The 26,516-nt window shown below is 44.3% G+C and carries 22 protein-coding genes and 1 pseudogene; 19 read left to right on the top strand and 4 right to left on the bottom strand.

The annotated features are described in order from the left end of the window. Positions 1–163 precede the first annotated feature (163 nt). The 3 genes from ACN6KS_RS16575 (at position 164) to ACN6KS_RS16565 (ending at position 3,528) form a co-directional block, all read left to right on the top strand. On the top strand, positions 164–1,186 hold the full coding sequence (locus tag ACN6KS_RS16575) for an HD-GYP domain-containing protein (protein ID WP_440960068.1): 1,023 nt from the start codon (positions 164–166) through the stop codon (positions 1,184–1,186). 225 nt (positions 1,187–1,411) lie between these two features. After that, positions 1,412–1,969: an outer spore coat protein CotE gene (locus ACN6KS_RS16570; protein ID WP_036687755.1), complete on the top strand. Its 558-nt coding sequence runs from the start codon at positions 1,412–1,414 to the stop codon at positions 1,967–1,969. 566 nt (positions 1,970–2,535) lie between these two features. Next, on the top strand, positions 2,536–3,528 hold the full coding sequence (locus tag ACN6KS_RS16565; RefSeq protein ID WP_179283561.1) for a putative amidoligase domain-containing protein: 993 nt from the start codon (positions 2,536–2,538) through the stop codon (positions 3,526–3,528). Between the two features lie 101 nt (positions 3,529–3,629). Here ACN6KS_RS16565 and ACN6KS_RS16560 read toward each other — a convergent pair whose 3' ends face one another. Next, positions 3,630–4,427, bottom strand: coding sequence for a GNAT family N-acetyltransferase (locus ACN6KS_RS16560; RefSeq protein ID WP_280787654.1), 798 nt, complete (start codon positions 4,425–4,427; stop codon positions 3,630–3,632). Positions 4,428–4,804: 377 nt separating this feature from the next. Between ACN6KS_RS16560 and mutS the strand changes: the two genes are divergently transcribed. The 13 genes from mutS to glnA all read left to right on the top strand — a co-directional run bounded on the left by mutS (position 4,805) and on the right by glnA (position 21,392). Continuing rightward, positions 4,805–7,558: a DNA mismatch repair protein MutS gene (gene mutS, locus ACN6KS_RS16555; protein WP_094868908.1), complete on the top strand. Its 2,754-nt coding sequence runs from the start codon at positions 4,805–4,807 to the stop codon at positions 7,556–7,558. A gap of 32 nt (positions 7,559–7,590) precedes the next feature. Further along, the gene (gene mutL / locus ACN6KS_RS16550) at positions 7,591–9,576 is read left to right on the top strand and encodes a DNA mismatch repair endonuclease MutL (RefSeq protein ID WP_440960067.1); all 1,986 of its coding nucleotides are present in this window, start codon (positions 7,591–7,593) and stop codon (positions 9,574–9,576) included. A gap of 42 nt (positions 9,577–9,618) precedes the next feature. After that, the gene (locus ACN6KS_RS16545; RefSeq protein WP_094868910.1) at positions 9,619–10,398 is read left to right on the top strand and encodes a class I SAM-dependent methyltransferase; all 780 of its coding nucleotides are present in this window, start codon (positions 9,619–9,621) and stop codon (positions 10,396–10,398) included. Next, positions 10,388–11,368 carry a tRNA (adenosine(37)-N6)-dimethylallyltransferase MiaA gene (gene miaA / locus ACN6KS_RS16540; RefSeq protein WP_076283510.1) on the top strand — a complete coding sequence of 327 codons (981 nt, stop codon included), beginning with the start codon at positions 10,388–10,390 and terminating at the stop codon, positions 11,366–11,368. The genes ACN6KS_RS16545 and miaA overlap by 11 nt, the downstream gene beginning before the upstream one ends. Positions 11,369–11,387: 19 nt before the next feature. Continuing rightward, complete coding sequence (gene hfq, locus ACN6KS_RS16535) at positions 11,388–11,627, top strand: RNA chaperone Hfq (RefSeq protein ID WP_042128368.1); 240 nt, start codon at positions 11,388–11,390, stop codon at positions 11,625–11,627. 139 nt (positions 11,628–11,766) lie between these two features. Continuing rightward, complete coding sequence (locus ACN6KS_RS16530; protein WP_440960066.1) at positions 11,767–14,337, top strand: PBP1A family penicillin-binding protein; 2,571 nt, start codon at positions 11,767–11,769, stop codon at positions 14,335–14,337. Between the two features lie 208 nt (positions 14,338–14,545). Further along, a complete protein-coding gene (locus tag ACN6KS_RS16525) occupies positions 14,546–15,100 on the top strand; it encodes a DUF402 domain-containing protein (protein WP_042128364.1) in 555 nt (184 codons plus the stop codon). A 4-nt stretch (positions 15,101–15,104) separates the two neighbouring features. Next, entirely contained in the window at positions 15,105–15,761 is a 657-nt protein-coding gene (locus ACN6KS_RS16520) for a YdcF family protein (RefSeq protein WP_440960065.1), read from the top strand. Positions 15,762–15,854: 93 nt separating this feature from the next. Continuing rightward, positions 15,855–16,820 (top strand): AAA family ATPase, encoded by a 966-nt coding sequence (locus ACN6KS_RS16515; RefSeq protein WP_042188887.1) that lies wholly within the window; start codon positions 15,855–15,857, stop codon positions 16,818–16,820. Between the two features lie 40 nt (positions 16,821–16,860). Continuing rightward, the gene (gene hflX / locus ACN6KS_RS16510; protein ID WP_440960064.1) at positions 16,861–18,150 is read left to right on the top strand and encodes a GTPase HflX; all 1,290 of its coding nucleotides are present in this window, start codon (positions 16,861–16,863) and stop codon (positions 18,148–18,150) included. 132 nt (positions 18,151–18,282) lie between these two features. Beyond that, a complete protein-coding gene (locus tag ACN6KS_RS16505) occupies positions 18,283–19,536 on the top strand; it encodes a methionine gamma-lyase family protein (RefSeq protein WP_094868915.1) in 1,254 nt (417 codons plus the stop codon). Positions 19,537–19,619: 83 nt separating this feature from the next. Beyond that, positions 19,620–20,030 carry a MerR family transcriptional regulator gene (locus tag ACN6KS_RS16500; protein ID WP_042128355.1) on the top strand — a complete coding sequence of 137 codons (411 nt, stop codon included), beginning with the start codon at positions 19,620–19,622 and terminating at the stop codon, positions 20,028–20,030. Positions 20,031–20,063: 33 nt separating this feature from the next. After that, complete coding sequence (glnA, locus tag ACN6KS_RS16495) at positions 20,064–21,392, top strand: type I glutamate--ammonia ligase (RefSeq protein WP_042128352.1); 1,329 nt, start codon at positions 20,064–20,066, stop codon at positions 21,390–21,392. A gap of 451 nt (positions 21,393–21,843) precedes the next feature. Here glnA and ACN6KS_RS16490 read toward each other — a convergent pair whose 3' ends face one another. Beyond that, the gene (locus ACN6KS_RS16490) at positions 21,844–22,104 is read right to left on the bottom strand and encodes a DUF2642 domain-containing protein (protein ID WP_094868916.1); all 261 of its coding nucleotides are present in this window, start codon (positions 22,102–22,104) and stop codon (positions 21,844–21,846) included. An 811-nt stretch (positions 22,105–22,915) separates the two neighbouring features. Continuing rightward, positions 22,916–23,083: a DUF4083 family protein gene (locus ACN6KS_RS16485; protein WP_341134946.1), complete on the bottom strand. Its 168-nt coding sequence runs from the start codon at positions 23,081–23,083 to the stop codon at positions 22,916–22,918. Between the two features lie 335 nt (positions 23,084–23,418). On the opposite strand from ACN6KS_RS16485, the gene ACN6KS_RS16480 reads away from it, so the two are divergent. Then, a complete protein-coding gene (locus tag ACN6KS_RS16480; protein ID WP_094875163.1) occupies positions 23,419–23,634 on the top strand; it encodes a hypothetical protein in 216 nt (71 codons plus the stop codon). Between the two features lie 448 nt (positions 23,635–24,082). On the opposite strand, the pseudogene ACN6KS_RS16475 reads toward ACN6KS_RS16480, so the two are convergent. Next, positions 24,083–24,409, bottom strand: a pseudogene (locus ACN6KS_RS16475) (transposase); the annotation flags it as partial. An 881-nt stretch (positions 24,410–25,290) separates the two neighbouring features. Between ACN6KS_RS16475 and ACN6KS_RS16470 the strand changes: the two are divergent. Both ACN6KS_RS16470 and ACN6KS_RS16465 read left to right on the top strand, forming a co-directional pair. After that, entirely contained in the window at positions 25,291–25,935 is a 645-nt protein-coding gene (locus ACN6KS_RS16470; RefSeq protein ID WP_440960063.1) for a hypothetical protein, read from the top strand. 208 nt (positions 25,936–26,143) lie between these two features. After that, complete coding sequence (locus ACN6KS_RS16465; protein ID WP_094872980.1) at positions 26,144–26,347, top strand: DUF5316 family protein; 204 nt, start codon at positions 26,144–26,146, stop codon at positions 26,345–26,347. Positions 26,348–26,516: the final 169 nt, after the last annotated feature.

Genomic DNA, 26,516 nt, shown 5'->3' with positions numbered 1-26,516 from the left:
TTTAGGCTTTAATAAACTGAAGTATTAACTATCTCTGTCAAAATCACGATAAGATATGTATGAGCTAAAGTTGATCACAGGATATGATTAACGATTTTATGGTGAGTTCAAATAATAGCAGGAAGTTCGGTAGGCGAATTTTCCGCATTGGCAGGTGAGGCGTATGGATAAAGTTATGGAATCATTTATAGGAAAACAGCTTATAGCTAATCTTTTTAATGACAAAGGAGTATTTGTTTTACCCGCATTGACTTTATTAAGTGCTGAGCATATACGATTAATCCATCAACATAAGATCACGCTAGAGGCTCATGACGTCGTACAGCTGGATAGCGCGGAATTTTTCCAACTTGCAATCGATGATTGCACAGCTGCAATAGAGAATATTTTTGAACAGCTTCGTCAGAACAAAAACAAACGGATTCCTATGCTTGAAGTTCGAAATGAAGTCATTCCGTTTATCCAGCAGGTAAGCGAAAAGAATGACTTCTACGGCGTATTGGCTGCCTTGCAGTCCAAGGATGATTATACATACAGACATAATGTAGCGGTTGGTATTTTATCTACATTGCTAGGTAAATGGCTAAAATTAAAGCCTGAGGATTTAAGTATGCTAACGATCGCAGCGACCCTTCACGATATCGGAAAAATGAGGATTCCGGATGAATTATTAACCAGGCCGGGCCCGTTGACCACTGAAGAGTATCAGCTAATGAAAAAGCATACGACCTATGGTTACGAAATGATCCGGGACACTATTGGAACCAATCATTTGCAAGCGCTCGTCGCCCTGCAGCATCATGAAAGAATGGACGGCAGTGGTTATCCCTTCGGCGTACTTGGGAATCGGATCACTGATTTCAGTAAAATTGTTGCAGTAGCAGATGTGTTCCATGCGATGACATCCGACCGGTTCTATCGTAAAGCTTCACCTCTTTATGAAGTGTTGTTGCAGATGGAGGAAAGCGTATTTGGCAAGCTTGACCCTTATATTTGTAGAGTCTTTATTAATAAGTTAATGCAGTCAATGATAGGGAATGAAGTGGAATTGACAGATGGACGGACAGGAAAAATCATTATGATTCTTGCTACTGATCCACTGCGTCCCCTCGTGAATATTGATGACGATTTTATTGACCTGAGCAAACATAGATCTATTGGTATTGTGCGCGTAATCCCGCAATAACGGGCTTTATAAAGGTTTTTTAACGTTCAGAACGGATATGTATTAGGCTGGACCATTTTTATAATCTACTCATATCTGTACAAATTTTGAAATAAAATGAACTATAAGTCTCCTGATAAGACGCTCTGGAGGGCTTACTCAAATTTATTTATAGACTAACAATCAACAAATGCCTAGAACCTGCATACACTTGATAGTGAATGATTGTATGGAGGAGGTTTAAAGATGTCATTAAGCCATAAACGTCAAACAAGGGAGATCATTACGAAGGCAATTTGCGGCAAAGGTCGTAAGTTCTCTACAGCAACCCATACCGTGACTCCGCCACATCACCCGACTAGTATTCTGGGGGCTTGGATTATCAACCACCAGTACGAAGCGGTTGCCGCCGGGAACGGAATCGAAGTAATTGGTACTTACGATGTAAACATCTGGTACTCGTACGACAAGAACAAGCAGACCGAGGTAGCTAAGGAAACGGTCTCCTATGTGGAGCTCATTCCGCTTTCGTACCTGGACACGAGACACCGCACTTCTACCGTTGAGGTCTCTGCGGAGGCAACGCAGGAACCCAACTGTGTAGAAGCGGGCGTATCGCCAGGCGGAGGCAGTGTGACGCTTCGCGTAGAGCGCGAATTCGAGGTGGAGTTGGTGGCTGAGACCAAAGTCCGTGTGTATGTCACTGAGCAAAGCGATGATCCGGAAGACAAGGATTATGATTTTGAAGGTGATAGCTTCGATTACGATGATCTGGACCCTGACAATCTGGATGATGAGCTGTAAGGAAGGATACGCCGCCGCTAACTGAGTACTGATGGGTTATGGTCCATTATATGTAGGGAGGGCGGCGGCGTAGAGGGCGAATGCCCTCCTTTTTTTTATTTATTTTTAGAATTAAAAATGGAATCAGAGCGGATTATGAACAACTTGATTCGTATGAATGGGCAAGAAGTGCTAATGCAGGGCTTTCAATCTTAGGCTGCGATGGATGGAGGGTCAGAAGGATGAATGAGGGCTTTAAGGTGTATTCGGGATTATCAACAGCACAGAGAGTGTACAGATTATTACGGAGTGGGATTGAAGCGGCTCTTACTTCGTCTAGTAAGCAGGAACTATTGCAAATGAAGGGCTCAGAAGTATCTCTGCGGAGAAAACAGATCACTGGTGAAAGAAATCGCTTAGAAGTTACATATGATTCTCTGTCTTCCCATAAGGCCCATAAACAGTGTTATAACATACTCGTGTATAATTTGAGTGTTCTGCAGATCACTCCACTAGGAGCAGGTCCGGGTATGCGCGCAGCCTCCGATGTGCTAGCCGGGGCTGTACCAGGAGAGTGGCGAGGAGTAATGAAATTACTTCAGCGTATTGCGGTCCGGACTTTGTACAGCTTGGGGCTGGATAGCGGTGAGGTCGTGCTGAGGGCAATGGGGAACCGGAGGTATGTCGTGGAGGGAGTCACTCCACTACTACAAGGTTCCGGCAAATCATTGCCAGAGCCTTACCGTTCCGCAGCATTAGCGCTGGAACGTAGCCTTGCTCTGGAGCAGCCAGGCCGCAGCGGCATGCTCATGGGCATGGACCCGGAGTTTATCATCCTCCGGGAGTCCACAGGCCGCGTCGTGCCTGCGTCGCGGTACCTGCCCACGGACGGCGTCGCAGGCTGCGACGCCGGACCTCCGGGAACACGCGGCGCGTTCCCGGTCGCCGAGCTGCGCCCCCAGCCGCGCGGGGAACCGCGCGCGCTGCTGGCGCAGCTGATGTCCGCCGCGGCTACGGCGGACCGGCTTATCGCCGACCGCTCGCTGCGCTGGCGGGCGGGAGGCATGCCGCTGACGGGCTGGGCCCTCGGCGGCCATTTGCACTTCAGCGGCGTGACGCTGACGGCGCCGCTCTTGCGCGCGCTCGACAACTATCTCGCGCTGCCGATGCTTTTGCTTGAGGATGTCCGCGCGGGAGCGCGTCGTCCTCGTTACGGCGTGCTCGGCGATTTCCGGATTCAGCCGCATGGCGGCTTTGAGTACCGGACCTTGCCGAGCTTCCTGGTATCCCCGGTCATCGCTAAAGGCGCGGTCTATCTGGCTCACCTAATCGTGAGCCATTATGAAGACCTGACGCTGCGCCCGCTCGACCGGGAAGAACTGCATATCGCCTACTACGGCGGCGATAAATCCCCGCTACGCGACGCAGTACCCCCTCTGCTGGCGCAGCTACGCTCTCTAGGCGGCTACGAGAAGGCGGCCCAATACATAGAGCCTTTATTTCAGTATATCGCCGCTGAACGAACTTGGGATGAATCTCGCGATATCCGTGAGCTGTGGTGCAGCAAAGTTAAAGCTTGAGAATATTAGAAAGTATAAGTTTTTCACATCTCCCTTATATCTAATATTTCTCGCATAACGTTTACCGCCCTAATAAGAACGCCGAGGGCGTTTATGCTTGTCTACATGTACACGATGCTCCAAGAACCGATATCTTGGAATCCAAGTCGTTTGTATATGACCCCGGCATGAGGGTTGTCATAAAAGAGGCATAAAGTTTTCCCTTCAGAGAGTAAGTCTGTGCATAGTTGTGCAACTACGCTTGTAGCTAATCCTTGCTCTCTGAATGCTTGATGAGTGGCAACCCCTACGATCATAGCTGACATGGAATTTTCCGCTGATGTTGAGGCCGTTGTAATCACTTGATCTTCACGTTTCATGTAATATGTGCGGCCAGTGCCAGTAGACAATGTTTTACGTAGGCTTGTCCTCGATCCATCCCGACTGCTTTCAAACTCTTCGATTGTATCTGTAAGCGAACAAATCGCCTCCACATCCTGAATGGTTGCTCTATTAATGTCTTCAGCGGAAGAAGAGTACCGTTTAATTTTGGAGTTCATTTCCTTTAATTCAGCAAAGTACAATTGCTTTTCTTGTTTAAAGTTAATTACTCCGTCAAAGGCTTTTACCACTTCGGTTACACCGGAAATCATATGGATATCGTTATCTTGTCGCATGATTGTTGCGAATCCTTCCACATCAAACGGCCCATCTGCGTAAGGAAGATAGCTTCTATAGAAACGTAATAGAACGGCTTTTATAAGGCCATCAGATGGATCTATCTCTCCCCACAATGCCATAAAATCCTGTTCAAACCCGAAATTCTCTACATCTCCAAGGATGAACAAATTAAGAGCAGGCTCTTTTTGTAGCAACGCCATTAGAAGTTCCCGGTCATCCTCCGTAAGTCTTCGTATCATTTGATATTCTCCTTTGATTATTTTCTTATGATTTAACGCTCTGTGTTAAGATTCTACAATATTAAAATGCAGAAGAATACACCTCTGTCTAATGAATAATGGATGCTTGAAAGATAAACAAAAGGTACTACCCTTTGAGCTTCAGTAATAGTGTCGGATTTTGTGTTTTTTTGTCTGAGGACCGAGAAGAATGAACTTCTATGCGGTTGCAGGGTGACTTTGTACAAATTTAAGAAAGTATAAGTTTCACCCTATACATAATCCTTATATTTCTCGGACAAACGCTTAACGTCCTTAAAGGGAAGCCGAAGGCGTTTTTGCTTGGCCTACTTTCTGTTATAATGGAGGACAGCAATAAATAGGCTTGGAGGTTGACCATGGCACAATATACGCCGATGATTGAGCAATATTTAAAAGTGAAGGAAGGGGCAAAGGATGCCTTCCTATTTTTTAGACTGGGCGATTTCTATGAAATGTTCTTTGAAGATGCCATTTTGGCTTCCAAGGAGCTTGAAATTACGTTGACAGGTCGCGAAGGCGGGGGCGCAGAGAAGATCCCGATGTGTGGAGTACCTTATCACGCCGCCGAGGGTTATATTCAACGCCTGATTGAAAAAGGATATAAAGTCGCTATTTGTGAACAGTTAGAGGATGCTTCTGTCACAAAGGGAATGGTGAAACGGGATATCGTACGTGTCGTGACACCTGGAACGGTTATGGATGGAAAAATCATTGCCGACAAAAGCAACAATTATCTTGTTTGTGTAACCGAAAGTGATGGGATGATGGCATTAGCTGCATGTGATTTAACTACAGGTGAATTGTATGTTACTTCAGTTTTATCTGGTGCAGAGTGGCTGCGCGATGAGATTGGCATTTATGAACCGGCTGAGATCATCGGGGACCCGACGTTATTAGAGCTTTTACGTAGTGAAACGCCTCTGTTGGCGAAACCTGTTGTGTACACACCTTGGGAGAAACGTGAGGAGGAGCTGGCACGTAGACAATTCGGTGAAGCCGCATGGGTTCGTCTGGAGAAAGAACGTGGACAATGTCTAGCGCTGCTAATCTCCTATCTAAACGAGACACAACGGCGTTCAATGGGACAACTTAGTCAAATTTCTCCTTATGAACCAGGTAATTATATGATTCTTGATCCCTTCACACGCCGGAATCTGGAGCTGACAGAGACGGTCCGAGAACGTTCTAAAAAAGGATCTCTTCTGTGGCTGCTAGACCGTACTGAAACATCCATGGGTGCGCGATTGTTACGTCGCAGAATAGATAAACCGCTGTTGCAGCGCGCTCCGATCGAACGCCGCCTAGAAGCAGTTGATTATTTGTACAATCAGTTTATTGTTCGAGAGGACCTGCGTTTAGCGTTGAAGGAAATTTATGACTTAGAGCGGCTGGTAGGTCGTATTGCCTTTGGTAGCGCGAATGGTCGTGACATGAATGCCTTAAAGCTATCGCTGGCACAAATCCCTGCTTTGAAGGAATTATGTATGACTTCGGGATCTGCAACCTTACGCGAGATCGGTGCTAGCATGGATGAATGTGCCGAGATACGGGAGGATATAGATCGAGCAATTGTTGAAGATGCGCCGGTGTCCGTGCGAGACGGAGGGATTATCCGTTCTGGTTATCATGCCCGGTTGGACGAGTTGCGGGAAGCTAGCAGTAATGGTAAACGTTGGATCGCCGAACTGGAAGCGAAAGAACGGCAAGCCACAGGTATCAAATCACTGAAGATCGGCTATAACAAAATCTTCGGTTATTTCATAGAGATCACCAAATCCAATCTGGCTTCGTTGCCGGAAGGGCGTTATGAACGTAAACAGACGCTTGCAAATGCAGAGCGATTTGTTACACCTGAGCTTAAAGAGAAAGAGGCACTGATTCTTGAAGCGCAAGATAAAATGACAGATTTGGAGTACAGCCTGTTTACTGAACTGCGTGATCGAATCAGCGGCCAAATTCCGCGACTGCAGAATCTTGCGGAAAAGGTAGCTGAGATTGATGTGTATCAATGTCTGGCAGCCGTCAGTGCCGAGCATCGCTTCGTAAAACCTGTCCTATCGGATGGGTACGGTCTCCGGCTTGAAGGTGGTCGTCATCCTGTAGTGGAGGCTGTGTTAAAGGATTCGGCATTTATAGCAAACGGAAGCACGCTAAGTAAGGAAGAAGGAAATATTCTTTTGATCACCGGTCCTAATATGGCTGGGAAAAGTACTTATATGCGGCAGGTTGCACTTATTTGTATTATGGCTCAAATTGGATGTTTTGTTCCGGCCGCCAGTGCGGAAGTTCCGCTTATTGATCGAATCTTTACACGTATTGGGGCAGCTGATGATTTGATCGGAGGTCAGAGTACGTTTATGGTAGAAATGGCCGACATTCAGGTCATGACAGAAAAAGCAACAGCCAGGAGTTTGATTATTATTGATGAGCTTGGAAGAGGAACCTCGACCAGTGAGGGCATGGCGATCGCACAAGCGGTAATTGAGTATGTGCATGATACCATTTCTTGTAAAGCTTTAGTTTCGACGCACTTTCATGAATTGGCCCACTTGGAAGAAAGTCTTAAGGGGCTTAAGAATTACTCTATGGCCGTACAGGAGAGCGGGGATAAAGTAAACTTCCTGCGTAAGCTTGTTCCGGGAGCGGCAGACAGTAGCTATGGGATTTATTGTGCACGCCTAGCAGGGCTTCCTGAAGGGATCATTGATCGTGCTTACGGTCTGCTTCAGAGTATCGAGCAGGCGGCTCATCCAGGCGGTTCCTCTATTCATTATGGGGGTGGACTAGAAAGTCAGGCCGCTGCAAAAGAGATCGCAACTACATCTATCCAACAACCCGAAAATGTCATCGCAGAAACTTCGGGCATTCCTGCGGACTCCTATTCATCAATAGCAGATGAAGTAGTTCAACTGTCTATCTTTGGCGAGGAAGAACCGCGTAAGAATCGGAAAGGTAGTGCGAATCAGTCGGCTGTAGTAACTGAAGTACAAGAGGATCCTGCGATAAAAGAATTCATCACTTCTGTGCGTAACGCAGACCTTATGAATATGACTCCGCTTCAAGCTATGAGTCTGCTGAACGACCTGAAGATGAAAGCAAAGGATCTTTAATTATTGATTGCCTAAATAAGAGGTGAATGAAATTGGCCAAAATTCATATATTGGACGAGCATATTGCCAACCAGATTGCTGCAGGTGAAGTTGTAGAGCGACCAGCTTCTGTTGTGAAGGAGCTAGTTGAGAATGCTATTGACGCAGGAAGCACAAGGATTGAGGTTTCGGTGGAGGAGGGCGGTTTACAGAGCATCCGAGTAAAAGATAACGGCTCGGGGATCGAGCCTGAGGATTGTGAGACCGCCTTTTATCGTCATGCCACAAGTAAAATCGCTAATGGGCGTGATCTATTCCAGATCACTAGCTTAGGGTTCCGTGGTGAGGCACTCCCCAGTATTGCTGCGGTATCCAAAGTCTCTCTTCTAACGGCTACTGCCGATGACGGCAAAGGACGCCTGATTGATATTGAGGGTGGTAATTTAATTCGGAATGAAGATTCCCCTTCGGGCCGCGGGAGCGATCTAGCGGTGCGTGAATTATTTTTTAACACACCGGCACGGCTGAAATATATGAAGAGTATCCAGACAGAGCTTGGTCATATATCGGATGCCATGTATCGAATGGCGCTTGCCCATCCGGGAATCTCTTTTACCTTGCATCATAATGGCAATCAGCTGCTGCACACGCTTGGTAATGGTGATCTGCTGCAAGTGATCGCAGCGGTGTACGGAACCTCCGCAGCCAAGGCTATGCTGCCGATTACGGCAGAGGACTTGGATTATCGTATTTCTGGTTATATAAGTCGTCCGGAATGGACACGCTCAAATCGAAACGCTGTCACTACCATTGTGGGAGGACGATATATTCGCAGCAATGGTCTGAACGCAGCGATCATGCGTGCTTATCATACTTTGCTTCCGATTAACCGCTATCCACTGCTGGTGCTCGAACTGGACATGCATCCTTCACTTGTGGATGTCAATGTTCATCCAGCTAAGCTGGAGGTTCGGTTTAGTAAGGAGAACGAGCTATACACGTTTGTTGAACAAGAAATTCGTAAAGTGTTGTTAGGGCAAAGTTTGATCCCGCGTCCAGGTAAAGAAAGCATTGGACCAAAGGGCAGCAGTTCATTTATACAGGAGCAGTTTGCTTTTTCTAAAGGGTCAGTTCCGGCACCCCCACCGTCTGAGGTAGGCAAGGATTCAGTTCCTCAGGGATCTGGTAGTTCCTTTAGTAGACAACAACCATCAAATGTTGAGCAGAGCGCCAGTGAGTTCAGAAAAGAGGGGCAGATTGATACTCCGATGACCCGTGAAACGGCTCCATCCTATGGGTCAGGATACCAGTCTTTCTCTTCGCAAGGACGTCAAAATAATGTAAGCAACAATTATGCTAATAGCTATCGCCCGCAAGAGAATTTAAGCTCGCCCAAGCAGATTCTTTCTGCGCAAGCGATATGGGCACCACCAGGCGAGGAAGAAGCTGGGCTTCCTGCCTTCCCGGAACTAAATTATATCGGACAGCATCATGGGACTTATATTATCGCTCAGAATGACGGCGGGCTGTATCTCATTGATCAACATGCGGCTCACGAACGCATAAATTACGAGTTTTTTTACGAGAAGTTCGGTCGTCCTGAAGACGCTTCTCAGGATCTGCTTTTGCCAATTACGCTTGAGTTCACGCCTTCGGAAAGTCGTCAGCTTAGTGAACGTCTACATTGGTTTCAACAGGCTGGAGTGTACCTAGAACATTTTGGAGGTCAGACTTTTCTGATTCGATCTTTGCCGTATTGGTTTCCTGAAGGCGAGGAGAAAGCGATCGTAGAAGAAATGGCGGAGTGGGTCTTGAGTGAACGATTGATTGACCTAGCAAAGCTACGAGAGAAATCGTCTATTCTATGCTCGTGTAAAGCCTCCATCAAAGCCAACCAGAAACTAACAGAACAGGAAGTCGAGGCGTTGTTGTCTCGTCTGGCAGTATGCAGACAGCCGTATACTTGTCCACATGGGCGTCCGATTGTGATTTCTTTTTCATCCTATGATTTAGAGAAATTGTTCAAACGGGTGATGTAATTGTACGATTAGAAATTTGTTGTAAGTATGACTGGAGGCAACATGATTATAACTACGGGTTATAGCCCGATAATGGAAATTGTAGAGCGAGCTCAGCATCTCGCAGAGAGAACGGGCTGTAAATACGCTCCACGCGAGAAATTCTCCATACCCAAGATGGTGGAACATTACGGAGATGAGGATATACTAATTATTTCTCAAGAAGCCGTTCGTTTACACCGTTTAGGGATGGAGCCAATGGAGTTTCACCCAAGCATGGGTTTCGTTCGTGCGAAACGGATTCTGAAGGGTGATATAGAACCGATGCTTGTCGCTGCTCGAATGCTTCCCGGAGATAGCGTACTAGATTGTACAGCGGGTCTAGGCGCTGATTCCTTGCTGTTTGCTGTGCATGGGGGGGAGTCCTCGGTGATAACCGCTCTGGAGAGCTCATTGCCGCTGTACGCGCTGCTCTATGAAGGGATGCGGCACTATACCTCTGGACAAGTAAGGGTAAATGAGGCCTTGCGTAGAATTAATGTCGTGCATAGTGAACATTTAGACTACTTACGTGCGCAACCGGATCGAAGTATAGATATTGTGTACTTCGATCCGATGTTCCGCGTGCCACTGACTGGTTCAGCTTCGATTTCCCCGTTGCGGCAGTTTGCTAATCGTGCAGCGTTATCACCAGAGAGTGTAGCTGAGGCAGTGAGAGTTGCTCGTAAAACTGTTCTTTTGAAAGAAAAGGCTCTGAGCGGCGAATTCGAGAGGCTGGGCTTTACAGAGCTGCTCCGGAGCAACTCCAAAACATCGTACGGGGTGATACACATTGACAACTAAAGAGAGACATAAGGTTCTAGTCTTACTAGGACCAACAGCTGTAGGTAAAACCAGGTTAAGTTTGGAGCTTGCGGCTGCATATAACGCAGAGATTATTTCTGGCGATTCGATGCAGGTTTATCGTGGTATGGATATTGGTACAGCTAAGATTACTCCAGCTGAGATGATGGGAATTCCTCACCACCTAATCGACATTCATGATCCACAGGACCCATATTCTGCTGCTGAATTTCAGGAACAAGGGAGCAGACTTATCGAGGAGATAAGCAGTCGTGGGAAACTTCCATTTATTGTTGGTGGAACGGGTCTCTATATTGAGTCCTTGTGTTACGGTTTTCAATTCTCTGAAGCTGTGGCTGACGAAGCTTTCCGGAAAGAACAGGATCAATTTGCAGAAGAACATGGAGCGCTTGCACTGCATGCCAGACTTGAAGCCGTTGATCCGGTCAGTGCAGCGAAATTGCATCCGAATGACCGTCGGAGAATTATACGGGCACTGGAAATTCATCACCAGACAAATACCACACTTTCCGCTTCTCATGCAGCTCAAAAGAAGGAGTCGCCCTATGACTTATGCCTTATCGGTTTGACAATGGACCGGAAAATACTATATAAACGTATTGAGGACCGAATTGATAGCATGCTTGCGGATGGTCTTGTTGCTGAGGTGAAGGGACTGCTGGAAAACGGCTACAGCAGAAGCCTTGTGTCCATGCAGGGATTGGGCTACAAGGAAATTGCCGCTTACCTCGCAGGGGAACTGACGCTTGAGGAGGCTGTGATACTGCTTAAACGCGATACTCGCCGATTCGCCAAAAGACAGTTGTCATGGTTTCGCCACATGAAGGAAATCGAGTGGATCGATGTCGAAGGTGAGCAAAACTTTTCTGAGAATTTCTCGAAAATACGTGCTATAATAGCAGGAAAGTTTCTCTCAGGTCTTGAATATACTTCTGAACAATATAATTGAACCATTGGGGGTACGTCATATGAACAAGTCCATTAACATCCAAGATACATTCTTGAACCAACTACGCAAAGAAAATATCCCTGCTACAGTATATTTGACCAACGGCTTTCAAATCCGGGGAATTATTAAAGCATTCGACAATTTTACAATCGTTATTGACAGTGATGGACGCCAGCAAATGGTGTATAAGCACGCGATTTCCACCTTTACACCACAGCGCAGTGTGTCGCTTATGCAGGACAATAGTAACGAAGAATAACATTAACAAAATTGAAGTGAAACCTTTCTTGTTAATAAATCGTTTGAATAGAGTGTGAGAGAGCAACCTGAGAAGGTTGTTCTTTTCATTCAGAGAAGTCCATACATGATTTATTCAAGGAAGGGAGTCAGGAGGCATCATGTCTAGAGATGATACATCAAGGACGAACAACAATAGAAATAGAGGATCGTCCAGTTCCAATTCAAAACCAAAACCGAAAAGTAAGAAGAAAAAGAAGTTTTTGACTAAAAAGCGTGTGCTGTGGAGCTTGTTCTTTGCTACAGCTTTGGCCATTTTCTGTGCGCTTGGCGGTTATCTGTTCATTATGCTGAATGGGCAAAAACTACTCCTAGAGAACCAAGATAAGCTAACTGTTAATGAAACGACAAAAGTATATGACCGCAATGCTAATTTAATCGGTGAATTATCGCTTGAGAAAAGTGATCCTGTAGAGTATGAGAAGATTCCACCGTTATTGATCAATGCCTTTGTGGCTACAGAAGATAAACGCTTCTTTGAGCATTCTGGTGTGGATTTATGGTCAATCGGCCGGGCAGCGGTAAAAGATATTGCTGCACGCAGCATGGTAGAAGGTGGTAGTACCATTACTCAGCAGTTGGCCAAAAACATCTTTTTGACACGGGATAAAACATTTTTCCGTAAAGCCACTGAGGTGTCCATTGCTGTAGCATTGGAGAACCAGAAATCTAAAGAAGAGATCATTACGATGTACCTGAACCGAATAAACTTTGGGGGTACGGTCTACGGAATTAAAGCAGCATCGGAAAGATATTTTGGTAAGAGTAATCTGAATGATCTGAAGGTTTGGGAAATTGCGACATTGGCTGCGATGCCTAAGGGGCCGTCGCGTTATAACCCTCTGCGTAATCCAGAGCTTTCAAAGGAACGACGCGCAGTAGTACTTCAGCTTATGAATGAACAAGGTTATATTACGGAGCAAGAGAGAGACGAAGCACAAGCCGTGGATTATAATTATAAGCCACCTGAAAAGAAACAGCGTTATCAAGCTTTTATTGACTTCGCAGTGGAAGAAGCAGAAGAAAAGTTTGGACTATCCGAAGATGATCTGAATATTGGTGGTTACAAGATTTACACTACCATGGATAAGCACGCTCAAGAAACCGTAGAGGATGCTTTTGCAGACAGTGATAACTTCGAGAAGAGTGTAGACGATGAGCTGGTACAAGGTTCTATGACCATCGTGAATCAGGAGAATGGCGGCATTGTCGCACTTCTAGGTGGACGGAATTATGAGAAAAAAGGCTACAGCCGTGTAAATGGCAGCCGACGTTCTCCAGGTTCAGCCTTTAAACCAATCGTTGCTTATGCTCCAGCACTGGAAACTGGAAAGTACGACATGTATTCTACGTTAAGCAACGAGAAGCAGTGTTTTTCTAACTACTGTCCAACTAACCTTCACGGGTATTCCAAGAGCATCAGTATGAGTGATGCTATACAGAAATCAGAGAATATTCCTTCGGTCTGGTTGCTTAATGAAATTGGAGTGAATACCGGATTTAAGTTTGCTAAGAAATTGGGGATTGGACTGGAAGATGAGGACAAGAACCTCTCATTGGCTCTCGGTGGCATGAGCAAAGGAACGAATACACTGGAAATGGCACAAGCCTACAGTGCTTTTGCAAATGGCGGTGAACTTCGAGAATCGTATTCCATTAAATCGATCACTGATAGTAGTGGAGAGACCGTCTTCAAAGCAAATATTTCACCTGAGCGTGTTATGAGTCAGGAGACGGCTTTTCAAATGACCGAGATGATGCAAAAGGTTGTAGAGAGTGGTACGGGCAGAAAAGCAAGGATTGATCGTCCAGTTGCTGGTAAGACCGGTACGACTCAAAGTGGATATTCTGGAATCAGCTCAAACCGTGATGTTTGGTTTGTGGGCTACACACCTGAATGGACAGCTGCGGTGTGGATGGGTTATGACAAGCCAAGCAAGAAACATCTGCTTAAGAATAGCAGTGGGCTTGCCGCAGCATTCTGGGGTAAGGTGATGGAGGAAGCGTTAAGGGATGTTCCTAAGAAGTCCTTCCCACAGCCGGACAATGAAATCCCTCCTGCACCTACAGAAACACCTGAGCCAGCTAAGAATGTTAGTGGACTTACTGCAGCTTATGATCCATCTACGATGACAGTAAATCTAAGCTGGCAGGCAGTTCCTGTTGCAGGTGTAGAATATCGTATTTATCGTAGGGAGACATCCGAGGCTGATTTCGGTTTACTGTTAAATACGGTCACGACTAGTGCAGGAGACTTTAGTGCTATGCCTGGTCTGGTTTACGAGTATTATGTTACTTCCTACGATCCTGCAACCCAAGTAGAAAGTGAACCATCGAATGTGGTAACTGTCGCTGTGCAGGATGAGATGCCAACACCTGAGCCAACCATTGATCCTAATCTTCCGACACCAACCCCTGAGAATGGTGGAGATAATGGCTGGGATAATGGCAATGGTGGTAATAATGGTGGTGGTAACGATGGAAGCGGGAATAATGGTGGAACAGGAACCTTGCCTGAGTTCACTACGCCTCCACCGTCAGCAACACCGATACCTACCGCTCCGCCAGATGTACCTTCTGGAGGCGGAAGTTCGGGGAATGACAGTGGTAATGCAACACAAAGCCCTGATCAAGAGGCTAGTAATGTGAATGGTGATACTTCTGTTCAATAGTGACGCTTTGAATTTATGAAGTTAGCTTTTCTTTTCCTGAGGCTGTCTCAAAAGTAGTGAATGCTACTTATGGGACAGCTTCTTTTTTATAACTCCATATGTTTCTATTATGATCAGTGATAAAAATTTGCTGTATTTTGCGGGATGTTTTGAGTGTATCCTCTAAATGTGGTAAGCTGAAGAAACCATACTGGAGAGGGTAATTTCTATGAAACGTAAATTCGGAGACCGGGCCAACTGGCGCCGGATTACGCGTCGCCATTTTGCCTGCCGCTATGTGGAGAGCCGGGAATTCAGCGGATATATTACGCTTTATACCATCTACGGGCTGAAAGAACCACTGTGGAAGAGCTATGGACGGCATACATATCGTATTGCGGATAAAGGTTATTCCTGGCTGCAATATTTCCCCAAAGACAGTCACTATATTGTGACGGCTATGTTCGACGAACGGCAAAATATCATTCAATGGTACATAGACACCTGTAAGGTTCAAGGTGTCACAGACCAAGGCGTTCCATGGTTTGATGATTTGTATCTGGATGTGGTTGTGCTTTGGAACGGCGAGGTGTTCTTGCTTGATGAGGATGAATTAGAGGAAGCGCTGGAGAGGGAAGATATTTCCGAAAGTGATTATAAACTCGCCTGGGAGACAGCCAATACTATTTTACGCGGCATCGATGCTCATGCTTTCCCTTATTTCTCACTATCTTTGAAGCATCGTGCCGAATTATTTCATCATGGAGAATTCAGGAGGAAATAAAGAAATGGAATGGTACGTCTACGGAAGAGGTTCTTCCCCGATTCGGATTGTTTCCAAAAAACGAAAATTCTGGACTAAACGAACGTTGTTTGTTGCTTTAGCGTTTATTGTAATTGCTGGATTGTTGTGGTGTGCTTATGCGTTAAACAATATAAACAAAGCTGCCACGACAGATCCTATGCAAAAGGCGGATGTTGGGATCATTCTTGGCATGTCGATGTGGGGGGATGAGCCTAGCCCTGGTCTGAAGGAACGGCTGGATTACGGGCTGAAGCTTTTTCAAGAAGGAATGTTCCCGCATCTTATTGTATCTGGTGGTTTAGATAAACCTGATTTACAATACACCGAAGCTCAAGGAATGCGTAATTATTTGGTTGCTAAAGGCGTGCCAGATAGCGCCATTTACGTAGAAAATGAAGCTACCAGCACTTACGAGAATCTTTTGTTTAGTAAAGAGATTATGGGACGTGAGGGTTTGTCTTCGACAATAATCATTACGCATACTTATCATGGGTGGCGGGCTCATGAAATTGCTGACGAGCTTGGATTTGTGAATTCTGAGCTGGGACTTACAGAATCCACCGTTCTATCGATGACAAGACATAAAACACGTGAGGTTCTTGCCTATACGAAATGGAAGCTTCAGCAGCTATTCCTGTGATTTGTCCAAAAAATCCCGAATCTTCTAATAACACTTCATTTACTGGAATAGACTTGATTAGAGAAGTCAGCCCTGGATAATGAGGTGATACCGATGAGCGGACGCGTAGCAGCGGCCAGTGGACGGGAGGAAGAAAGACCGTCCCGACAAATCAATATTGTATTGCGGAGTCAAGAGCCTCCGGCTATAACTAACCCTTCTGGAGAGAGTCGGCCGGTACCTCCCAAAAATCACGGCCACACTAGCCTGTTCCAAGAGTTAACGCAAGAATTGGAAGGTTTAGTGGGTCTGGACAATATCAAAGAGCTAGTCTTTGAAATCTACGCCTTGTTACAGATTGCTCAAATGAGAACTGAGGCAGGCCTTGCAAGCGGCGGGCAAGCTTATCACATGGTTTTTAAAGGGAATCCCGGAACTGGCAAGACAACCGTGGCTAGAATCGTAGCTAAGCTGTTCCAGCGTATGGGTGTACTGACCAAAGGACATCTCATTGAGGTGGAAAGAGCCGACCTTGTAGGAGAATACATCGGTCATACTGCACAGAAGACTCGCGACCTGGTAAAAAAGGCTTTGGGCGGTATTTTGTTTATCGATGAGGCTTATAGCCTTGCTCGCGGTGGAGAAAAGGATTTTGGAAAAGAAGCGATTGATACGCTCGTCAAGGCCATGGAGGATCATCGCAGTCAATTTATACTTATCTTAGCAGGGTACTCTGGAGAGATGGAGTATTTTTTGATGAGCAATCCCGGATTGCCTTCACGGTTTCCGATACAGGTGGAATTTCCTGATTATACGATCGATCAACTGCTGCAAATTGCTGAACTGATGGCTAAAGATCGCGACTATATTTTGATGCCACAGGCGATACTCAAATTAAAGCAGCATTTGTTAGTAGAGAAGACGGAGAGTCTTCATGCTTTCAGTAATGCGCGGTATGTTCGCAACGCCATTGAGAAAGCTGTTCGGGGTCAGGCTGTAAGACTGTTAAACCAGTATGAAAGTACCAGCCCTGGCAAGCAGGAATTAATGACGCTTCGAACTGAGGATTTCAAATTATGAACTACAGGATACTATCACCGTCATAAGGAGCATGACATACATGGCAATAACTACGCATGATACGGAAACAGATGTACAAGATCGGGCGATATTGGTAAGTCTCGTCACAGATAAAATTAAAAGAACCGGAATTGATCCGGAGCTTTCACTACAGGAATTAGTACAATTAGCTGAAACGGCTGGAGTTGAAGTTCTGGATGTGCTGCGTCAAAACAAGGAAACGCCTGATTCTAGATGGTTTATTGGTAAAGGTAAAGTAGAAGAGCTACGGATGGCTGCAGATGCTCTCGGCGCTAATACAGCTATCTTTGATCAAGAATTGTCCGGAGCCCAAGTACGGAACCTTGAGGAGGCTCTGGATCTTAAGATTATTGACCGGACGCAGCTTATTCTGGATATTTTTGCGGGGCGTGCGAAGACGCGAGAAGGAATTATTCAGGTAGAGCTGGCACAATTGTCCTATCTGTTACCTCGGCTTTCCGGCCAGGGGAAGAACTTATCCAGACTAGGTGGAGGAATTGGTACCAGGGGGCCGGGTGAAAGTAAACTGGAAACCGATCGCCGACATATTCGTGATCGGATTACAGAGCTGAAACGCCAGCTGGATGAGGTTGTTAAGACTCGTGAGCTGCATCGGGAGCGTCGCCGCAAGGCAGGAGCGGTGCAAGTCGCACTTGTTGGGTATACGAATGCAGGGAAATCAACGCTGCTTAAGCAACTAACCGATGCGGATGTCTATATTGAAAACCAGTTGTTTGCCACACTGGACCCTACTTCTCGTGTACTTGAGCTAGCAGGTGGTAAAGAAGTTGTGCTTACGGATACTGTAGGCTTCATTCAGAATCTTCCGCATGATCTTGTCGCATCTTTCCGTGCAACGCTGGAGGAAGTGAATGAGGCCAATCTGGTGCTACATGTGGTGGATGCCTCTTCGCCAATGCGTGAGGAGCAGATGGAGATTGTCCAATCCATCTTGCAGGATCTAGGTGCATCTGGTACTCCGCAAATCGTACTTTTTAATAAAATTGATCTATGTCAGCCTGAGCAACTGGAAATGTTGCCTACAGGTACAGGGTACTTGAAGATCAGTGCATTTAATCCTGAAGATTTAACTCGAATTACCGATATGATCGCCGATGAACTGGCTGGCGACACACTCAATTTCCGCATTCCCGGAGACCGGGGAGATATTTCTTCCTTGCTCTACAGGGTGGGAGAGGTTTTGGAAACAACTTATGATGAGAACGATGTGCTCTATAACGTTCGTCTTAATAAAGAGGATTATGAAAAATGGGGTTACATGCTTGCTGATTTTGTAGACCAGCAGTAATCTTGTCAGTCATTCCTAAAGTGAAATGCTTCGTTTATAGGTATAAAATAATAGCTAATCTAGAAAGCGTCAGTTTACTGCCGCTTTCTGTCATTATGATGGCAAGTAAATGTAAGGAGCGAATAAGAACGAATGGTAGTTTTTGCAGAGGATATTTTGAGCGCGGCAGAGGCCGCAGAAGTTGAAATAGAAGGCGCTGTCAAAGCCCTTGATCGTATTGTAGATAAGAATCAGTGGAAGGTTATAGAAGCATTCCAGCGTCATCAAGTCAGTGATTTTCACTTTGCCGGTTCAACGGGGTATGCGTATAATGACCGTGGCCGTGAAGTGCTGGATCTTGTCTATGCTGACGTTTTTGGTGCGGAATCTGCTCTGGTGCGCCCGCATTTCGCTTCAGGAACACATACCATATCAACAGCCCTGTTTGGAGTACTGCGTCCAGGAGATGAGCTGCTATACATCACAGGACGTCCGTACGATACCTTACATAAGGTGATTGGTCACCTAGGGGATGGGACAGGTTCTCTCGCAGATTTCGGAATTACTTATCGAGAGGTCGCTCTTACAGCAGATGGTAAGATCGATTGGGATGAGGTAGCTCTCGCTATTAACGAAAATACTAAAGTGATTGGTATCCAAAGATCTCGAGGATATGATTGGCGTGCTTCTTTCACGGTAGCTGAAATTGGTGAAATGACTTCGAAGGTAAAGGTATTAAAACCGGAAGTGATTGTCTTCGTAGACAATTGTTATGGTGAGTTTACTGAGGAGCTTGAGCCACCTCAAGTTGGTGCAGATCTAGTGGCTGGCTCCTTAATTAAGAATCCAGGTGGAGGCATTGCTGAGACGGGCGGTTATATCTGTGGCCGACAGGATCTCGTGGAACTGGCAGCTTATCGATTAACTGCTCCTGGCATAGGTGGTGAAGTAGGGGCTATGTTAGGAACAATTCGAGGGCTTTATCAAGGGTTGTTTATGGCTCCGCACACTGTCGGACAAGCTTTAAAAGGGAGTGTTTTTGCTGCATCCGTATTTCAGCGTTGCGGTTTTGAGACAAAGCCAGCGTGGAATGAGCCTCGTACAGATTTGATTCAGGCGGTTTCCTTTGATGGACCAGAACACTTAATTGCCTTTGTTCAGGGCATACAACGCGCTGCGGCTGTGGACAGCCATGTGGTACCAGAGCCATGGGATATGCCAGGTTATGAACATCCTGTTATTATGGCTGCAGGTACGTTTATACAAGGTGGAAGCTTGGAGTTATCTGCAGATGCGCCTATACGAGCTCCTTATATTGGCTATATGCAAGGTGGATTAACCTATTCACATGTTAAATATGGCGTTTTGATGGCACTTCAAACTATGCGTGAAAGAAAATTGCTGTAAGAATATCTCACATACCATTGACACGCTGTATTAGGAAATGTACAATGAGATCAGAAAAAGATCATTGGAAGGTTGGATGAGTCATGGGTGATGAAATCCGCAGAAATATGGCACTATTTCCTATTGGAATTGTAATGAAGCTGACAGATTTGTCCGCGAGACAAATTCGTTATTATGAGCAGCACAGTCTGATCGTACCAGCACGTACGTCGGGGAATCAGCGTTTGTTCTCATTTAATGATGTTGAGCGCCTATTAGAAATTAAAGCTCTGATTGAGAAGGGTGTTAATATTGCTGGCATTAAGCAAGTAATGAATCCTGTCTCTAAGGAATCCGAGGAAGCTACTGTTATTACCCCTGATACAGAGGTTAGACGTAGAGAGTTATCCGATTCCCAGCTTCACCGAATGCTGAAGCAAGAACTAGTTTCCGGTAAAAGACCGGGACAAGTGTCTCTAATTCAAGGTGAGTTATCCCGGTTTTTTAATAAATAATAATATATAGAAGTTCGAAAGGGAGAGGATCACATGAGCTTTTCTAAAGAGGATATTTTACGCATTGCCAAGGAAGAGAATGTTCGTTTTATTCGTCTGCAATTTACGGATCTATTAGGTACTATCAAGAATGTTGAGATTCCAGTTAGCCAATTGGAAAAAGCACTTGATAACAAAATGATGTTTGATGGTTCTTCCATCGAAGGTTACGTACGGATTGAAGAATCTGATATGTATCTCTTCCCTGACCTAGATACATGGGTAATCTTCCCTTGGGTGACAGATAGTCGTGTAGCTCGTCTGATTTGTGACGTCTACATGCCAGATGGTACACCTTTTGCCGGAGACCCGCGTGGTATCCTCAAACGTTGTCTGAAGGAAGCGGAAGAAATGGGTTTCACAGCTATGAATGTTGGACCAGAACCTGAATTCTTCCTATTCAAGACAGACGAAAGAGGCAATCCTACAACGGAATTGAATGACCAAGGTGGTTATTTCGATTTAGCGCCAACAGATTTAGGGGAAAATTGTCGTCGTGAAATCGTCTTGACCCTTGAAGAAATGGGCTTTGAAATCGAAGCTTCCCACCATGAAGTAGCTTCCGGCCAGCATGAGATTGACTTTAAATATGCTGACGCGATTACTGCTGCTGACCAAATTCAAACCTTCAAGCTCGTCGTGAAGACGGTAGCCCGTCAACACGGCCTGCATGCAACTTTTATGCCTAAACCATTGTTCGGTATCAACGGATCGGGTATGCACGCTCACCAATCCTTGTTTAAAGGCAAAGAAAACATGTTCTACGACGAAAGCGACAAGCTGGGTCTGAGCAAAACTGCACGTTACTACATGGCTGGTATTTTGAAGCACGCTCGTGCTTTTGCAGCAATTACTAACCCAACAGTGAACTCATACAAACGCCTTGTTCCTGGTTATGAAGCACCTTGCTACGTAGCATGGTCTGCAAGTAACCGTAGCCCAATGATTCGTATCCCGGCTTCTAGAGGTCTTAGCACACGTGTTGAAGTTCGTAACCCGGACCCAGCAGCTAACCCATACCTTGCACTTGCTGTTATGTTGAAAGCAGGTCTAGACGGAATTAAACGTAAGCTTGATCTTCCAGCTCCGATTGACCGTAACATCTATGTGATGTCTGAAGAAGAGCGTATCGAAGAAGGCATTCCAAGCTTGCCATCCGATTTGAAAGAAGCACTTAGCGAAATGATCCGCAGTCATGTGATTACCGAAGCTCTCGGCGAACATGCTTTGGCTCACTTCTACGAGCTAAAAGAAATCGAATGGGATATCTATCGCACACAAGTTCACGAGTGGGAAAGAGCGCAATACATGACTCTTTACTAGGACTTTTAAACCCTTGACGCCTTTGGCGTTGAGGGTTTTTTTGTGTGGGCAATTTAGAATTTTTCATTGCATTTATTAAGTGCCCACAAAATGCCACGAGCAGAGTTTTCGCCAAACATAGTAAAAGAATTGATAAAAGAAACGCATGGTATCTGCCAGCAATGCTTATCAGAGCCGGGAACAACAGCCCATCACGTTTGGCCTCGTGGTTGAAAATACTGCAATATAGGATTGATGTGTTTCGGGAACGGCATGGTGAATACTTCTGGTTTGATGCTCTTAATGGCTATGCTGCATAGGGATCTTTTCAAGCAAATGGCCGATTTGAAGATTAGAAAAATCATATAACAACGTTATAAAGGTGGAATGGATCGGGAAGAAAGAACAGATAACTGCAAGGCAACAAGACATGCAAAAAAGAGCTGTTTTCACAGCTCCTCATAATCGTAAATTACTCAGGCATGATCCAAACAATCTCACATATCCGGACAAAGAACTTTCTGCCTCTAGCATCTAACACAACATGGTCTGGTTTGACATCAACTACGCATCCGCTAATTCCACCACGAGTAGTTTCTAACACGACTTGTTTTCCAATAACGGATTTTAAGGTTTCTACAACATATGGATCAACAGGGTATACCACGATGGATTGTGGCATTTGGTGCATTTGATGCATTGAGTTCATTTGATTCATTGGATAGTTCAACATATTACCTCCCAATTGGTTATACGTCATCCTATGCTGATGCCTAGCCAATGTACTGGGCAGTAACCCATTTTCAAAATAAGCCTAAGCCATTAATTGGGTATAGCCCATAAGGAGAGATACACGATGCACTCTGAATGTAAGTATTGCGATAACTCTATGCCACCGACAGATTGCGGCGGGGACTTGGTATGCAGCAGATGCGGCGCTGAATGAGCGGACGCTCGAATTATCACCACATGTAAATTCCTGAATTATACCATAGGGAGGCATAAGCAGTATGAGCCAAGAAAAACGCAAGCCATGTACTAAATGTGGATTTGAATACGGCTTTATAACAGATTTTCAGGAAGACGGTACAGAGTATGAATTCTGCCATAACTGCGGCACTCTTGTTTAGGAAGGTGAAGGAGCGTGACACCAGTACGGATTGAAAAGATCAAGAAGGTATTCGGTTAAGTCGGATTTCTTACTGGCCCTATGGCTGTTGAGTTACTGGCTGCTCTAGAAGAGTCACAACAAAACGCCGAAGTTGAGCAAAAGTTAAATGAGGAAGGGACTGATACCAATAGATAAAGTATATATCCCGAATCATTTGGTTGTAGAAATGCTTAGACTGTCACTGGACGCTGAAATAGTAGATGTAGACCTTGAGGGGGCAGATGTGGTCTTTACTTGAGCCGAGGTTGTAGAAGGAGTTAAGGAGTCATGACACAGTTAAAGGTACACCATGAGGCGGCATATATGACACTACAGGCATACCAAGTAGATAAGCAGTAGACGCATACTGCGACATAAAAAAAGATAAAAGTGATTATACACCCTTATCTTTTTCAAGCAATTCTATTATTCTATCAAGTTTTTTCTCTATGCTAGCAGTTTTATCTGGAACTTTGTCTTTGGTTCCATAACTACCTTTTAATAGTAAAACCAAGGGAATTGCCCAAACAAATGCCAACGGTATTAAAAAATAATATTGCAAGATAACACCTCATTAATAAGTTTTTATTTTATTATAACAAATTTCAAAAAAAAGGTTCTAATTAAAGTATTTACTGCGCAGTACGAATATACACCACAATACCAATCTATTAAGGGGTGAGAGGATACAAGAGCAAACTTAAAAGTGTTTCGAAATTGATAAATATTTCATAAATGGACGGATGGAAGTCGATAGCGTTCCATGGAAGATAGAGAAAATCAGAGGATTTAGGGTTGAATATTTGCCACAGGCCCCCGAATCGACCGAACAAGCTCAAGCCGTAAAAGAGGGTTAGAGAGTTAACCCTCTCTATCTACACAAGGAGGATATAAGAGATGAATGAGTTAGGAAAAACTCAAAAAACACCCATGACCTATGAACAGTTGAGGCAGTCTCCTGACGAATGGAGAATGCTTGCAATGAACAATTACGGAGTGGCAATAGCAGCAGAGGGACGGGAACAACGACTGAAAGAGGCAATCGAGAAAAGGTTCGAAAAATTCCAGCATAGCAGTGTAGCAATGATGATTATGATCCTTACAGACGCTTGACATCCTTTACCCAGATACCCCAGCACCCAAGGAGGGCGAATAGATCATGAATACCCTTGAATCAATAAATCATATGCGGAAATATAACGAATGTACAAACTGTGGAAACGAAAAAATATACCATATTTTGCAAACCGAATAATTTTAGTGATCAACCATTAAAGATAAACCATAGTAATCCATAAGCTATTCCGAAGTAAGTAACCACACCCAGTAAAGAGATGGACAGAAGAATAATTATAACTTTCTTGCCGTTCATAAAATTCACCTCGTAATTCGAATAAAACCAATCTTCAGTGTAGGGGAGAGGCCGAGAAAGAAGGATTGGGCACAGCCCTCATCATCCAACTTGATTATAAATTAATAAATACTTACCATCAATTGATTTAATAACTGGAGGTCATACCAAATGAGCGATTTTTTTGAATTAGCATGTCGAGCAGTTTCACAAACGAAGTTTGCGAAACTTCGTAAGCGAACTAGGATTGATGACTTCATCTTCCGGCGTTATATCTAAAAAGTATTTCAAGGACATGTCATACTTGGAACGTTCTACGACATCCACATCGGATAGATCAAAGATCGACCTGAGCAATAAATATTTAAACATACGAATCGGAGGCGCGGCATTACGACCATTATCAAGGCAATAGTTATTCTGTAATTCTTCATGGATGAAAGAAAAATCCACAAGGTCCATATTATCTTTAAGTACGACAATATCGTAAATGGGCATAAATGGACTGAGGTTAAGGGATTGTTGGTTTGAAATCATCCGGGTCACCACCTAGAATTAATACAATGATTCTACAGCAAAACAGGACCCCCTTCCTCGTAAAGATCGAGGAAGGGGGTCCTGAAATGGAGTTTACATAGCCCTTTATAAGATGCCTGTATAATTTGATTTTAAAAAACATTAGAGGAGGCGTAGCGAAGGAGAAATTTGGAACTGTAGGAGCGATAGCGACCGCCTTTGTCTCCGGATTTCATCCGCGAACAGCGGTACAATTCAAGAAATTCTTACGACAACAGCGGCCGGAAGTCCAAATGTTCTCCGTAGTTATAACTGACTCCTTAGATGTAGGTCTCAAATTAGTGGAAACTTTTTCAATGGCCTCCCTTTGGCGTTGAGGTTTTTTTCTGTGGGGGATTTAGTTATGATGTCCATAGAACTTCGCAAATGTTTATGCTATGAGCAGGCAAAAGGCCACCTTTACAAGTTTAATGATGGTAAGCAGCAAGGGGTTAACGCTAATGCCAAACGCTGAATATACAATGGTAGTATATAGTTTTCCTAGTCATGCTTCATTGCTCCTTTTAAATATACCTCTGTTATAATCGAAGTAAAAGACGCTTGGGATTCTCATTTTCCCTTCGTTCAAAACCCTTTGTTGGGTTTGATTTTCGGGTTCAGTTAGATGAACACGAGGACGATGTTTATAATGGCTGTGAATAAAGTGATGATGACGTCCACAGCTTTAATCGTACCCTGCCTTTCCTCACGGCGTCTTTCTCTTCTTTTTTATAATTACAATATTTGGTTTAGGATTGCAAATCAAATATCGTCCGGATTACAGTTATTGTTAGGAAATGTTTAGATTACAGATGATATAGTAAATACCGCAACCGATGTGGATATATAAGGGGAATTCATTAATGTGGAAACCTAAGATTCAGCAAATATTTAAGTACGTATTTATTATAATATGTATTGTAGCCTTTGGAGTTTTCATCTACCCTGGAATATATAAGTATGATAAACTCGATCAAAAATTTCCGGTATTGATCAATCGAATAACAGGGGAAACAAAGATACTTTTTAGCGACTCTTGGTCCACTGTTGGCAATATAGATGCAAAATTAAGTGAGTTTGAAAGCTATAAGAATGAAATATTAGAAGCGATAAATTCACAGAATGAACAAATCAAAGAAAGTGTTATAGAAAGTGTACAGGCAGAATTAGATCATGGGAGAAATCAGTTGATTACTGAAACTGCAAGCGAACCAAATCCAACATATGAAGATGGAACATCAGTGTTTGATGCAGTAAGGAATAGAGACAGAGGGACAGAAGCTGCATCAGAATTCATAGCCAGTAGTAAGGAAGCATCAATTAGCTCAATTGGAATCACAAAGTTTGGACTCGGTGATACTAAAGAAACAGTTAAAAAGTCTATGGGAACACCAAGCTCTATAATTAATGATGGAGACACATGGTTTTTTGGTTCATCTATTGTTAATTTTGACAACGGAATCGTAATAGGATGGGTCGATCCTCTTAATGCCTTAAGTCTAGAATAGATCCTATCACCATACTCAATCGGGTATGGTCTTTTGTTGTGCACCAATACGAAACGGGTCAGGGATGAGTATGTGAGTCGGCTTCATGCCATCGAATGGAAAAGGAGAATACCCATACATCATTTTAACTTTTCCGATTAGTAGTGGAGAATAATGTTAGAATATCTTATATATAGATATACAATACTTTCCTGGGAGGAGCACTAATATGCGCATATTCATATATATAGGACTGGCTTTTTTTGTGATCTCTGGTATATGTGTTGGAGGATTTACGACAGGTACTCAGCAAAGAGGGAATTTTTATTCGGAATCCAAAGAAGACCGTAAAATTAAAAACAAAGTAGCGAATTGGACTGCTTTAGGAGGGATTCTCTCCTTGGTTATAGCTGGACTCTTATATTTCTTGTGATCTTTACTTCACTCAAGTTCAAGCGTGGTAAAGAGTGCAATACATGACTTTTTACAAGAACCTTTAGACCCTTGATGTCTTTGCCGTTGAGGTATTTTATATTTATAGTTCTAGTAAAATGGAATTTAATATAACAGTCACAATTATTCTTATCATCTGACATTATTTT

The organism is Paenibacillus nitricinens, from assembly GCF_052056485.1.
Taxonomy (GTDB): Bacteria; Bacillota; Bacilli; order Paenibacillales; family Paenibacillaceae; genus Paenibacillus_AQ; species Paenibacillus_AQ nitricinens.
Note: the sequence above shows the minus strand (reverse complement) of the source record. Positions and strands in the feature narration are given on the sequence as shown.